The 12767-nt window shown below is 45.7% G+C and carries 17 protein-coding genes; 15 read left to right on the top strand and 2 right to left on the bottom strand.

Translation table 11 applies throughout. The features are described from left to right. Positions 1 to 278: 278 nt before the first annotated feature. The 13 genes from DQW12_RS00005 to DQW12_RS00065 all read left to right on the top strand — a co-directional run bounded on the left by DQW12_RS00005 (position 279) and on the right by DQW12_RS00065 (position 11323). Positions 279 to 1178: a DUF4747 family protein gene (locus DQW12_RS00005; RefSeq protein ID WP_113905672.1), complete on the top strand. Its 900-nt coding sequence runs from the start codon at positions 279 to 281 to the stop codon at positions 1176 to 1178. Continuing rightward, on the top strand, positions 1157 to 1699 hold the full coding sequence (locus tag DQW12_RS00010; protein ID WP_113905673.1) for a hypothetical protein: 543 nt from the start codon (positions 1157 to 1159) through the stop codon (positions 1697 to 1699). Before DQW12_RS00005 ends, DQW12_RS00010 begins: the two co-directional genes overlap by 22 nt. Positions 1700 to 1852: 153 nt before the next feature. Next, positions 1853 to 2398 (top strand): hypothetical protein, encoded by a 546-nt coding sequence (locus DQW12_RS00015; RefSeq protein ID WP_113905674.1) that lies wholly within the window; start codon positions 1853 to 1855, stop codon positions 2396 to 2398. A 170-nt stretch (positions 2399 to 2568) separates the two neighbouring features. Continuing rightward, the gene (locus tag DQW12_RS00020; protein WP_113905675.1) at positions 2569 to 3180 is read left to right on the top strand and encodes a DUF6088 family protein; all 612 of its coding nucleotides are present in this window, start codon (positions 2569 to 2571) and stop codon (positions 3178 to 3180) included. Between the two features lie 230 nt (positions 3181 to 3410). Further along, positions 3411 to 3797 carry a DUF6088 family protein gene (locus tag DQW12_RS00025; protein WP_269800904.1) on the top strand — a complete coding sequence of 129 codons (387 nt, stop codon included), beginning with the start codon at positions 3411 to 3413 and terminating at the stop codon, positions 3795 to 3797. Next, positions 3787 to 4701: a nucleotidyl transferase AbiEii/AbiGii toxin family protein gene (locus tag DQW12_RS00030; RefSeq protein ID WP_113905677.1), complete on the top strand. Its 915-nt coding sequence runs from the start codon at positions 3787 to 3789 to the stop codon at positions 4699 to 4701. Before DQW12_RS00025 ends, DQW12_RS00030 begins: the two co-directional genes overlap by 11 nt. A 92-nt stretch (positions 4702 to 4793) precedes the next feature. Continuing rightward, positions 4794 to 7946, top strand: a complete 3153-nt coding sequence (locus tag DQW12_RS00035; protein WP_113905678.1) for a type I restriction endonuclease subunit R — start codon at positions 4794 to 4796, stop codon at positions 7944 to 7946. Beyond that, positions 7934 to 8278, top strand: a complete 345-nt coding sequence (locus DQW12_RS00040) for a restriction endonuclease (protein WP_232819848.1) — start codon at positions 7934 to 7936, stop codon at positions 8276 to 8278. The genes DQW12_RS00035 and DQW12_RS00040 overlap by 13 nt, the downstream gene beginning before the upstream one ends. Before the next feature lie 91 nt (positions 8279 to 8369). Beyond that, complete coding sequence (locus DQW12_RS00045; protein ID WP_113905679.1) at positions 8370 to 8870, top strand: hypothetical protein; 501 nt, start codon at positions 8370 to 8372, stop codon at positions 8868 to 8870. Between the two features lie 438 nt (positions 8871 to 9308). Beyond that, entirely contained in the window at positions 9309 to 9488 is a 180-nt protein-coding gene (locus DQW12_RS00050) for a hypothetical protein (protein ID WP_113905680.1), read from the top strand. A gap of 528 nt (positions 9489 to 10016) precedes the next feature. After that, positions 10017 to 10235: a DUF6500 family protein gene (locus DQW12_RS00055; protein WP_113905681.1), complete on the top strand. Its 219-nt coding sequence runs from the start codon at positions 10017 to 10019 to the stop codon at positions 10233 to 10235. Positions 10236 to 10336: 101 nt separating this feature from the next. Further along, the gene (locus tag DQW12_RS00060) at positions 10337 to 10792 is read left to right on the top strand and encodes a DUF6998 domain-containing protein (protein WP_113905682.1); all 456 of its coding nucleotides are present in this window, start codon (positions 10337 to 10339) and stop codon (positions 10790 to 10792) included. A gap of 21 nt (positions 10793 to 10813) precedes the next feature. Further along, on the top strand, positions 10814 to 11323 hold the full coding sequence (locus DQW12_RS00065; protein ID WP_113905683.1) for a hypothetical protein: 510 nt from the start codon (positions 10814 to 10816) through the stop codon (positions 11321 to 11323). Between the two features lie 80 nt (positions 11324 to 11403). On the opposite strand, the gene DQW12_RS00070 is transcribed toward DQW12_RS00065, so the two are convergent. Further along, positions 11404 to 11694 (bottom strand): type II toxin-antitoxin system RelE/ParE family toxin, encoded by a 291-nt coding sequence (locus tag DQW12_RS00070; protein WP_113905684.1) that lies wholly within the window; start codon positions 11692 to 11694, stop codon positions 11404 to 11406. Further along, a complete protein-coding gene (locus tag DQW12_RS00075; protein WP_113905685.1) occupies positions 11687 to 11908 on the bottom strand; it encodes a TA system antitoxin ParD family protein in 222 nt (73 codons plus the stop codon). Before DQW12_RS00075 ends, DQW12_RS00070 begins: the two co-directional genes overlap by 8 nt. A gap of 191 nt (positions 11909 to 12099) precedes the next feature. On the opposite strand from DQW12_RS00075, the gene DQW12_RS00080 reads away from it, so the two are divergent. Both DQW12_RS00080 and DQW12_RS00085 read left to right on the top strand, forming a co-directional pair. Next, on the top strand, positions 12100 to 12357 hold the full coding sequence (locus DQW12_RS00080; RefSeq protein WP_100689219.1) for a type II toxin-antitoxin system Phd/YefM family antitoxin: 258 nt from the start codon (positions 12100 to 12102) through the stop codon (positions 12355 to 12357). Beyond that, positions 12345 to 12647, top strand: coding sequence for a type II toxin-antitoxin system RelE/ParE family toxin (locus DQW12_RS00085; RefSeq protein WP_113905686.1), 303 nt, complete (start codon positions 12345 to 12347; stop codon positions 12645 to 12647). The genes DQW12_RS00080 and DQW12_RS00085 overlap by 13 nt, the downstream gene beginning before the upstream one ends. The last annotated feature ends 120 nt before the right edge of the window (positions 12648 to 12767 follow it).

The following is a 12767-nucleotide window of genomic DNA, read 5'->3' on the forward strand; positions in this document are numbered from 1 at the left end:
AAATCGATTCCACAATAATGCTGATGAGTGCTATTGTAAAAGTTCATTGGGTCTTCTCCTTTTTGGTTTGGTCGCCTCCCAGTTTAGCCAAGTTGGCTAAACTGGGGAGAAGGCTCAATGAGTATCAAGGCGTTTAAGACGGATTCACAACGCTTGGCATTTTGGGTTTGTAACAGGTTTAGTGTTTACGGCACAATGGTTTAGGTTTGGTGGTCGCGTTGTTCACCACTCAACGCGGCGTTATACGCTTTAGAGAAATAATTCAGGGGGAGAATTAAATGCCAAGAGAAAAGAAGTTAGAGTTAGGCGCAATCAATATTACGATGCATCCGCATTCACCAATCAAATATGTGGAACTATTCAAAGAGGTAAAAAACCTTCGCAACATTCAGCATATACATTCAGATAAATATGGAATGCTTACCTCGGTAAATTACCTTGATAAGAAAAAAGGTGAAACAAGCCCAATTACTGGTGATTTATATCGATTCACAAATATAAAAGTCGATGGTCAATGGTTCAATATAGATACTTATGATAAAGCGGAGGAAGAAGAGTTGGGAGAGGTGAAAATACCTAAAAACTTAAAACCTAACTCATCTAGATTCAGTTACCTATTTTTTCCTGAAGACCATCTCCTATTCTATGAGTGTTACTACGATGGGAATAAATTAGGGCCTACTAATGCAACTAAACTAGTTGATCGCCTGTTTAACCAACAGGAAATAAACGACAAATATGGAAAGATTGAAGTTACACATGTTCCATGTGTTGATGCATTATCCAAAGCATTGGGAATGAAAAAACTAGAAAAGCTAGATTTACACATAACCAGGCCAAATCCTGATGACCAAAGCGATGCGGAGAGAAAGTTTCTTAAGAGAATGAATAAGCTCAAAGTCGCTGAACAAAAGCAAGAATATAAGGCGATACCAGGGGAATCTATTGAATTAGATGAGGAGCTTAAAACCCTAACAAATATAGCTGCGAAAAACGGGGAGGTCTCAGCTAAAGGAAAGGATGAATTGTCAAAGCCTGTTTTTTATTCAACCTCAAAGCATCCTTGGATAGATAAGCTATATTATGACCCAAATGTTGAGTCGCCGTTCGATATGTTTGTTCTTAAAGCAATGGAAGTTAAAGATGAGATATTGTCATGGTTCAAGAGGCCGGGGTAATAAGTAGGTACTGGAAATCCTATGGAGGGTTCAAAGCTCTTTTTACCAGTGGGTATTTCTATGTATCAATAGTAATTACGATCTTTCTATTTCCTCACTGGCTAAATGGTGAGTGGTGGGAAATTGTGCTTTCTATTATGCCTAACGTATTGGGTTTCTCTCTGGGTGGCTATGCGATGTTTTTAGCCATTGGTGATGAGAAGTTCAGGAAGATTATAAGCGGCCCTGAAGATGATGGTGAACCATCGCCATTTATGGAGGTTAGCTCCGCGTTCGTGCATTTCATAGTTCTGCAGATATTAGCTATTTTCATGGCCATATTTGCAGATGCCTATAACTTCCCTTTGTCTAAGGATTGCGTATTGGTAAAAGAGTATTACGAGTACATTCGTGGTCTGTCTATAGCGGGCGCATTTCTTGGTTATTTTGTTTTCATCTATGCACTTTCTTCCGCCCTGTCAGCGACGTTTGCGATTTTACGTGTATCATCGTGGTATGACCATTATTCAGGTAGAGAATAGTCGCGTATAACAATGGCGGTTGAGAGGGACATACCTCCGCGGCGGTTAATTGTGTGCTTCAATAGCACACAATTCCCACCATTACGGCATGCCCCTCACCGCTGGCGTTGGCCTTCTAAGAACTCAAGTCCCAATAACTAAGAGGTTACGAAAATGCTCATCAGATTATTAGCATTTTTTATGTTTACAGCGTTCTTACTCACGCCGGTGGCGGTGAGTGCTGAGCCTGAGGATAACTCTGAGTTACAACGGTTGTTTGAAGCAGACCAGAATGCCCGACGCGATCCGAATATGAGCTGGGATGAAATCGAAGCTTTAGATGAGAGCAATCGCTCGGAGGTGCTGTCGATGCTTGCGCGTGGGGAGATAAGAACTGGGCTCGATTATTTTCATGCTGCGGTGATTTTACAGCACGGTGAGCGTGTTGAAGAGATACGTTTGGCCCATTCTTTTGCGACAATCTCAAATCAGCTTGGGTATGAACGTGCAAAGTGGATGCAAGCCGCTTCATGGGATCGCTTATTAATGTACTTTGAGCAACCTCAGTGGTACGGCACGCAATTTACGGTAGATGATGAAGGTAAATGGCATTTGTATGAGGTTCAAGTGGGGGCTGTAACCGACGATCAGCGAGCTGAATGGCGGGTTCCTTCATTGTCTGAATCTAAAGCGCGCGCTAGTCAACGTAATCAGAACTGAAACTAGCATCAATCAATGTCACAGCTCATTCTTTTTTGTTGACGATAGTGGTGCTGTTACCATCGTGCCTATCGACTAGCAACAACCTCAATCCAATGCTATAACTAGAATTACTTAAAATCCTGTCAGGAATATGGCGTCATTTTCCTGACAATTTCAAGGTTAAGCATGTGTCAGAAAGTATTGAAAATAAAGTAATTTCCCGCATTTATGCTAAAGGTAGGGGCTGGTCGTTTTCTCGAATCGACTTTTCGGATCTTGGTAGCGCTGATTCGATCGATCAAGCCTTGAGCCGATTAGCAAGATCGGGGCGAATTCGCAGAGTTCTTCGCGGGCTTTATGATTTTCCTAAATACAGCACTTTTCTGAAGCAAGAGCTTTCGCCCGAGCTGGATCAAGTAGCCATGGCGCTTGCTCGAAAGTTTGGGTGGACCATTCAAGTCTCTGAAAATACGGCTTTGAACTTATTGGGTTTATCGACACAGGTGCCGACCCGGTTTGTTTACCATTCCGATGGGCGCTCAACCCGCTACGTGATCGGGAATCAAACATTAGAGTTTGTGAAAAGCACGCTGAAGGATACTGGGCTAAAATACGATAAAAGTGCCCAGTTAGTGCAAGCAGTGAAAGGGCTTGGTCAAGGTGAGTTAAGTGATGATGAGCGCAGGTTACTTCGGGAGCAATTTAGCGACCAAGAACGTAAACGTATTTTGAAAGATACTCGCTACGTAACGAGTTGGGTGTACGACGAAATTAAACGGATATTAAAGGTAGTGCAGTAGCTAGTGCAATCGAAAACCTGATCAGGTTACAGCAACATATTTTGACTATCCGTGGTCTTTCGAGATGTTTATCGTATATGGTTTGGCCATTCTTATCGAATGATTATTATTCATTGATATAAAAGGTCTTTATAAATTGAATTCCTATCTCGAATGTCGTATATTTGGAGTCATCTTGTGTCGTAAATTTGTGGATTTTTGCTGTGTCTCTAAATTCGTTGAAAAGTAGAGTGAAATACCGGATTAGCCGGAGTAAAGACACTGTGTTTACTCCGAAGGATTTCTTTGATCTCTCTGATCGCGATCAAGTGGGTCGCGTTTTACGCCAGCTTGTAGAAGATGAATGTTTGATCAAATTTGGCCAGGGGCTCTACGCTAAAGCTAAGCGCTCATCATTAACGGGCAAATTGATACCGGTTAAGCCGTTACCTGAACTTGCCGTTGAAGCACTTCGTGATAAATTGAAAGTGAAGGTGGTACCTGCCAGTGATTTGGAACGCTATAACAGTAGACAAAGCACGCAAGTACCGACCGGACGAGTGATCGCTGTTAAAGGTCGTGTGTCTCGTAAAATGGCGTATGACGGTAAGTCGATAAAATATCAATATGTATCTTAAGCCGGAAATTATTGATGAAATCGCAGCTGAGTTGGCGATTGACCCTGCTTTCGTTGAAAAGGACTGGTATTCAGTACAAGTTTTAAAAGCGATTGCTGAACACCAAAGTGATTCGATTGAAACTATATTTGCTGGGGGAACAAGTCTTTCAAAAGGATACGGTTTGATTCAACGCTTCTCCGAGGATTTAGACTTCCGTTGTCGTTACCGAGTTAAAAGTTCAGGTAATCAAAATAAAAAAGCCCGTAGCGTTTATCGCTCAAGCGTACTCGAATGTATTCAAACCATCGACCACATTGGATTGGATGATACAAAAGTAGCTCAAGCGAGTAACTATATTAAGTTTCCATTAAGCTATCCAAAGCAGTACAGTCCTCACTCCTCGTTACGCCGTGATTTAGAAATTGAATTCAGCTTTACTCAACCACAACTCGAACCTCAACGCATGCCAATTCAGTCGATGGTTGCTAAATATACAGAAGCCACGCCGGAAACGAGCATCTTGTGTTTATCTCCAATTGAAACTGCTGCTGATAAGCTTAGTGCGTTGACATGGCGAATATTAAGGCGAAATCGTAACCACGAAAATGATGATCCGGCCATGGTTCGGCATTTGCACGATCTTTCTGCTTTAACGCCTATCTTTAAAGAAGAGCAAAGTTTATTTATTCAAACTGCTATAGACTCGTTCAACATCGACCAACAAAGCGGTAGGCGCGATACCAATGCTGAGTTTTATCCATCTCTAAAATCTGCGGTGGAACAGCTAAAGAGAGATGAGCTGTATGAAAAAGAATATCAACAGTTCGTCGATGCGATGTCTTATGCTGACGACGAAGACACGATTACTTTCGAACATGCAATTGCAAACTTTGAGTCAATGATTTCGCTATTCGATGTTTAATTTCAAATATGAACGTCCTAGCCTCCGAAGATATTTTACCCAGCTCAGCAAATAAGCTAAATTAAACCAATTGAATTTAAAGGATTAACGGAATGACCGAAGATCAGTTGGAACAGCAATGTTTGGCTTGGTTTGCCGAAGGAGGTTGGGAAATAGCGCATGGGCCGGATATCGCCCACGACGGCCCGACACCCGAGCGTACCGACTATAAACAAGTGTTGTTGCTTTCTGATCTTGAAGCGGCGCTTGCTCGCATTAATCCTCATTTGCCGGAAAGTGCGCTTGAACAGGTGGTTGCTCTAGTGGCGAAGCCTGAAAGTTTAGATCCGGTCGTTAGTAACCGTGCGTTTCATCGTTTGTTATTGGAAGGCGTGCCGGTTGAATATAAGCGCGACGAGAAAGTGGTTCACGATCGCGCATTTCTTATCGACTTTAATAACATCGTTGCGAATAGATTCCGCGCTATTAATCAATTTACCATTGAAGGGACAAAGCGGCCTCGACGCCCTGATGTGATTTGTTTTGTCAATGGCTTACCCATTGCGCTACTGGAACTGAAAAGCCCAAATAGCGAGAATGTGAGCATTTGGGACGCGTTTCATCAAATCCAAACCTATAAAGACGAAATTCCTGATCTGTTTGCCTATAACGAAGCCTTAGTTATTAGCGAAGGGTTTAATGCGCGGGTGGGCTCCCTCACAGCCAATCAAGAACGTTTTATGCCCTGGCGTACGGTAAAACATGAAGACGACCGACCGTTCTTCGAGTGGCAATTAGAAACCATGGTGCGTGGTTTTTTTGATCGCGAATTGCTGCTCGATTACATTCGCTTTTTCGTGATTTTTGAATCCGATTCAGGCCGCTTAATTAAGAAAATCGCTGGTTATCACCAGTTCCATGCGGTTCGTGAAGCTGTGCGCGCCACGGTAATCGCGGCTCGCGGTGACGACCTCACCCTGGAAGACAAACGCGCAACCTATGCTGATAAAGTAAAACCGGGAAGTAAAAAAGCAGGGGTGGTGTGGCACACGCAAGGCTCGGGGAAGAGTATTTCCATGTGTTGTTATGCGGGTAAATTGCTGCAACAACCCGAAATGAACAACCCCACGCTTATTGTGGTGACAGATCGAAACGATCTCGACGGCCAGTTATATGGCACCTTTACTGCGGCGAAAGAGTTATTAAAACAAGAGCCTGCGCAAGCGTTAGACCGAGACACCTTGCGAAAATTACTGGCCGAGCGCGAGTCGGGCGGCATTATTTTTACGACGGTACAAAAGTTTGCCCTGCTCGAAAACGAGCAGGGACACCCCATTCTGAATGATCGCCATAACATTGTGGTCATTTCTGACGAGGCGCACCGAAGCCAATACGGTTTAACCGCCACGTTGAAAAAAGACGGTACTTACAAATTCGGTTACGCTAAACATATGCGCGACGCCTTACCGAATGCCTCTTTTATTGGCTTTACCGGAACGCCTATTGCCAGTGAAGACAAAGACACGCGCGCAGTGTTTGGCGACTATGTGTCGATTTACGATATTAAAGACGCCATTGATGATGGCGCGACCGTTCCCATTTACTACGAATCGCGCTTGGCGAAGCTTGATATTAACCGCGAGCTTATTGAAGAGCTTTCTGATCAAGTCGACGAAGTGGTTGAAGACGAAGAAGATATTAGCCAGCGCGAAAAAACTAAAGGCGAATGGAGCCGACTCGAAAAACTGGTGGGGGCAGGGCCTCGGCTCAAGCAAGTGGCAGAAGACTTGATTGCCCACTTTGAAACTCGCCAAGAAACTCTTGAAGGCAAAGCAATGATTGTGGCTATGAGTCGCGAGATTTGCGCGCACTTGTATAACGAGATTGTTGCAATACGACCAGAATGGCACGACCCAGACCCGGAGAAAGGGGCGATTAAGATTGTCATGACGGGCTCTGCGTCAGATAAGTCGCTGTTACAGCCTCATATTTACAGCAAGCAGGTAAAACAGCGCTTAGAAAAGCGCTTTAAAGACGTGAATGATCCGCTAAAACTCGTGATTGTTCGTGATATGTGGCTAACAGGCTTCGATGCGCCTGCGTGTCATACCATGTATATCGACAAGCCGATGAAAGGGCACAACCTGATGCAGGCTATTGCGCGGGTGAACCGTGTGTTTAAAGACAAGCCTGGCGGATTAGTGGTGGACTACATTGGGATTGCCAACGAACTTAAACAAGCGCTGAAAACCTACTCCGACGCAAAGGGACGTGGCGAACCGACACATAGCTCTGAAGAAGCCTATGCCATTTTCCTTGAAAAGCTCGACGTGATTCACGGCATGTTGGCTAAAACGCCAGACTATCCCGGTATCGATTTCCGTGGCTTCGCGGAAAACCCGATGCCGTTGGTGATGCCAATAGCAAACTACGTCGTGCGTTTGCCCGACGGCAAGAAACGATTCCTGAATGCGGTGTTGGCAATGAGTAAAGCGTTTAGCTTATGCTCTACGCTTGATGAAGCAAAACCGTACAAGAAAGAAGCCGCGTTTTGGACCATGGTGAAGTCGGCTATTAGTGAACACACTGTGGTCGACAGAAAGCTGCGCGAGGAAAATAAGAATAGCGCCTTAAAGCAGATTCTGGATAACGCAATTTTGGCAGAGGGTGTTGCTGACGTCTTCGCGCTGTGTGGCCTCGATAAGCCCGATATTAGTTTGCTTTCCGACGAGTTTTTAGAAGACGTACGGCAAATGCCTTATAAGAACTTCGCGGTAGAACTTCTCGAAAAGCTGCTGCAAGACAACATTAAAGCCAAAACACGCAATAACGTGGTGCAGGAAAAGAAGTACTCAGAACGTCTTCAAGAAACGCTGCGCAAGTACAACAACCGCGGCATTGAAACCGCACAGGTGATTGAAGAATTGATCGCGATGGCGAAACAGTTTCAAGAAGAACTTGCCCGTGATGAAGCCCTAGGGCTCAACCCAGACGAAGTTGCTTTTTACGATGCACTCGCCAATAACGAAAGCGCAGTGCGTGAGTTGGGCGACGACATTTTAAAAGCCATTGCTGTAGAGCTGACTCAGCGACTTCGCGCCTCCACCACCGTCGACTGGCAGGTACGCGAAAGTGTGCGCGCGCAATTACGTATTCTTGTCCGCCGCACCTTACAAAAATATAAGTACCCACCGGACAAAACACCCGCGGCCGTTGAACTGGTTATGCAGCAAGCGGAAGCGCTTTCGAATGCGTGGACTGGTTAGGTTTTATTGTTAGGCTCAGAGTCGATAAAGCGGACTTTTTGATGAGTTTCCATATCGCGTTTCAATGCAAGAAGTACCGGGGCTCTGTCGGGGCCGGCGAGATACGCGATTTTCGTGGTGCCACAGTCGGGCGCTCAGATCGCGGTTTGTTCATCACCACCGGCACCTTCACCAAAGGCGCAATCGAGGAAGCCAACCGTGACGGTGTGCCGCCGATTGATCTTATCGATGGTGAGCAATTAGCCGATAAGCTGAAAGAGTTGGAGCTTGGTGTTAAAACTGAGTTGGTAGAGAAAGTTACATTGAAACCAGAGTGGTTTTTGTCCTTATAGCAGGGGAAAGGTCAGTAGCAGAAGCACAAACACAAATCGAGTACGCGGCTAATAAACCGTTTGGGAATGTTGGCTGGGAGGACTGCAAAGAATGTTAAGTGTAGAACTCCAGAGCGCCATTGCTAATCTGAAAATAAACGATGTTTATATCGATAAGATTGATGCTGTTGTCACAGACCGTTCTTTCAATTTCGATGAACAAAAATTCGATATTGAGCACAAGTTTGGTGTTAAGGCTTTTGAACTTAAAGATTTACAGGAGCAAAAAGCGGTTTGCTTTTCTTTCGAAGCAGGCGTGCGATGGCTCTCAAGCCCAAAGCGTTCGAATGAAACCGACGATGATAAAGACCAACAAGTCATAGCTCGAATCGAGTGTGTCATTGTTGGCTGTTATCTTATGAAAGAATTGGTCAGTGAAGAAGCACTCCGAGAGTTTGCGATTAAAAACTGTGGTTTTCACGTATGGCCATACTGGCGCGAGTTCTTAACGAGTCAAAGCGAACGTCTACGGTTACCACGCGTGATGCTGCCGATAACCCAGTTCCAAGCCCTTAACGATGGCGAACCGAAGAAATCAGGTACATCCAATTGATCTCCTGAAAAACAGCACCCACATCAGGAGAGTATTTGTATGACGAAGATCCGGCTAGTAAGTCAGGTATGCTAAATATTTTGGAGCCGCTCGGTAAGGTTCAGTTGGCTATCATGGTGAATGAAAGTACTTTGCCCGGAGCTTCAAAGTAGTAGTGCTGTAAACCTAGTGAGTGTTTCTGTATGCAGGAGCACTTGCTGAGCGGCACTCTGTGGCCCAAGAAAGAAATACTCACATTACTCTCTCGGTCTGGTTATCTCCTACAGGATTGAATAATAAACTCCGTTATGTGGCTTTTATCTTAAAATCCTCAGGCGTCAAATTGTGTCGTTCAACGTCTTTATCGTTAAAGCGACACAACCGATCGGCCTAAGCTTCTAAACTGCCCAAAAAACGCCACTGTTAGCTTATGAGCACGCGCGAAATTGGGCGGATCGGTTGCACCGATTTGCCGACAACGCCGAACAAGCAAAGGAAAACATTCTGTTCGCTGTTGAGCCGCCAACGGAAGAAACCCACGTTACCGCGTTCAATGAAGCATTAGCGTTCATTATCGACCAAGGCATGCAAACCGCTACAGACGACAACGCAATCATCGAGTTTGCGAAGCTTAATTAACAAGCCCACAGCCGCTTAGCAATCAGGAAGAAATATACAAGCGTCATCCCTTGTGAGCGAGCGGATGAACAGCTGAACCTGAAAAATGAGAGCCGACGCGTACATTACCGAAGTAATGAAGAGGCGTCGGGCGTATTAATAAGAAGTATAAGCGAACCTAGACAGTAGTCACATAAGTTTTTTAATGGGCAGGCTTGGTTTGCTGAAGGTGACTGGGAAGTATCACTTTTATGAAAATAATGCGCCAGTACTACGCTGCAAGCAGCCGCATATCAGCTCAACGCACTGCACACTATCAACTTGCTCAATGGCCTAAAGCCGTTTATGGTCTACTTTATCGAATAAATAATCAGCAAGCATGGGAATGCAAACGAGCATGCGCGTTTCGAACCACGCGAACACAGGGAGCCGTTCATGAAATCCTCAGTATTCATCGACCCTACAAGCCGTTTTTGGTTCTTGATACACCGCGCATGCTTAGTATACAAATGTTACGCGTAAAAGAACTTTGAGAAATGTTGAAAAGAGATGAGATACGAGCTTAGAAAGAAAATTGCTGAGGTTTGCGCCAAGAAGATTCTTCTCAAAGGTGATTCGGTCGGAGTATCATTTTATGCATTCTTTGCCAATAAAAACGATGACCCAGAGCTTCTAATGGAAGCTGCAACCTGGTGGATTGAGACACACCAGCTCGACCATTTTGAAAAGGCGCTGAAAATCAAGAGAATGGTAGAGGCGGGGCTTTGACGCAGATCCGGCGTAACAAAGCCATTAAGTTCGCGCACTTCGTGCGCCGGACCTCGTTTCACTCGGCCGCTTATGGCTGGCGTTAAGCCAAAAGGAATTCCGTGAATAAAGAGTTGCAAGAAATTCTGGCGGCAGCCAAAGACGTTGCTGTTCGCTTCAAAAATTTGACGGGTAAGCCACTTGGGATCACGGGCGAAATAGCTGAATTCAGCGCCGCCAAATTGCTTGCTTTGGAGTTGGCGGAGGCAAGGCAGGCTGGTTACGACGCTATCGATAGTTCAGGCCGAAAGATCCAAATCAAAGGTCGGTGCCTGCCAGAGAAGCCAGGGCCCGGGCAACGACTCGGATCAATTCGTCTCGATCATGAATGGGATAGTGTCCTTTTGGTTTTGCTGGACCAAAGTTTTGAGGTCATAGAAATGTGGGAGGCCGACCGTCCCGCAGTGCAAGAGGCAATCCTTGCTCCGGGCTCCAAAGCGCGAAATGAGCGGGGTGCCCTGGCTATTGGAAAATTCAAACAGATCGGAACCAAGGTGTGGCCTACAGACAAGGCTTAACAACGGCGTTAGGAGTATCGGATGAAGCTGACCCTATTTCTTTTTGCGGTGGCGCCTTTTTTCGTGTTTGCTCAATTGACATCGGAACAAGAGGCAATGTTTGAGCGAATGGAGGAGATAGATCGCTATATTCACCGTGCTCCGATATTCCTAGATCGCTCCTCCCAGAAGAGCCTTCGATCAACCGGGGAGATTCGTGATGAAAGCTGTGATGAGGTCGAGAACCCCCACGCGAATGGTCTTTTGACGTATTGCACTATTCAGTTTCAAGGAGATCTGGAAGTTCGGTATCGCGTATTTGGTGAGCCCCAAAGGCTTCATATCATTCGGGTGGATATTCAGTCTTCCCAGTGGAATTTGGAGCGTGATGTTGCGGTTGGCCAGCCACTAGAACGTGTAATTGAGGCCTTGGGGGAGCCGACGAAAAGAGAGCGAGAAAGATTGGTATACTCTGGCGAGACTGAGCAGGCAATATTCGAACTTGGTGATGGAAGCGTGACCCGGATTAGGCTGAAGTATTATGCAGGCTGAACTCCTAACCACAGCGTCAACGCGGATCGGGATTTCTGCTGACGCTCCAAAACCGACCGGTTACGCTGGGCGTTACAACGTCATTTCTTCCGCTTCAGGTCGCGGTAGAAGTTTTCGTGTGATCCCAGAGCCATCAGCTCAAGGACAAGAGCGCCATCATCAAAACTGTAACCCAGCAGAGTCAGTTGCTTATTCATTTTGAACTTATGGACTCGTAAAAAGGCCAGGTCTCCTTTCTTCTGCTCACCACTGTTGGGATTGGCCATTAGATCCTTAACGGCCAAATCAAGGTCTTTTTTCTGGTTGGGCTTGAGCTTCTTCACCGCTTTTTTGAAGGTAGGGGTTTGTAATACGCTGGTGGCTTTAACCAAAATCGTAAGCCTCCAGCTTGCCGGCGTCCCGCTCTGCTTGCGCGATGATGGCTTGCCTTACAAACTCGTAGGGTAAATCCGGGTTGTCTTCCATCATCTCGCCGATTTTTGCCCAATGTTCTATTTGCTTGGGCGGGGTTCTATTAAGTGCTTTAGCTATAATGGTGGCTTTTTCAATAAGGTTTTGATCTAAGCGAATGCTCTTGGTAGCCATTTGTACCTCCTACGTTGATTGTCTTATATTGTAGCAATATGCCACAATTGAGACAAGTTGTAACAAGACGCTGTTGTCGGACTGCTTTTCCGCTGGTGCTACAAAACAGCCGCAAAGAGCGGCGTTAGCTGGAATTGCCTTACCCAAAGTGATACTATAGTGTCACTTGAAATTTAGAACAGGGTGAACCCATGAAAGTTGAGCTAGTTACGAACCTCAAGCGCCAAGCTACAAAGATTCTGGCAGATCTGCGCTTGTCGAAAGAGCCCGTATTGATTACGGAGCATGGCCAGCCATCTGCATACCTTGTTGATGTGCAAGATTATGAATTCATGCAGCGTCGGCTTGAGCTGCTTGAGGGGCTCTCTCGGGGAGAGCGTGCTGTACTTGAGGGAAGAACGTATAGCCAAAGTGAGGCCAGAGAGAAAATGAGTAAATGGCTGAAGTAATCTGGACAGAGCCAGCCCTCCAAGAACTTGATGCTATTGCTGAGTATATTGCTTTGGACAATCCTGCTGCCGCAAGCGATCTCGTTAAGGAAGTTTTCGGTAAGGCAGAGCGTTTGGAAAATTTCCCCAAATCGGGGCGAATTCCTCCAGAGCTCCCGGATTCGGTATACAGGGAGGTAGTGGTTCCACCGTGTCGCATTTTTTATCGTGAGGATGAGCAGCGGGTTCTCGTCCTCTATGTCATGCGAGAGGAGCGGCAACTTCGTGCGTTCATGCTTGGAAACAGCTAACAATCTGCGTCATTCGGGGTTTTCGACCCCTGCGACGCTCACAAGTTCGCATGTTCCATTAGCTGTACAAGTTGGTTTTTTAGTCATATACTTGTCTCATTAAACGTACATGTGGAGGTT

Origin of the sequence: Aliidiomarina celeris (assembly GCF_003316875.1) — a bacterium.
Classification (GTDB): domain Bacteria; phylum Pseudomonadota; class Gammaproteobacteria; order Enterobacterales; family Alteromonadaceae; genus Aliidiomarina; species Aliidiomarina celeris.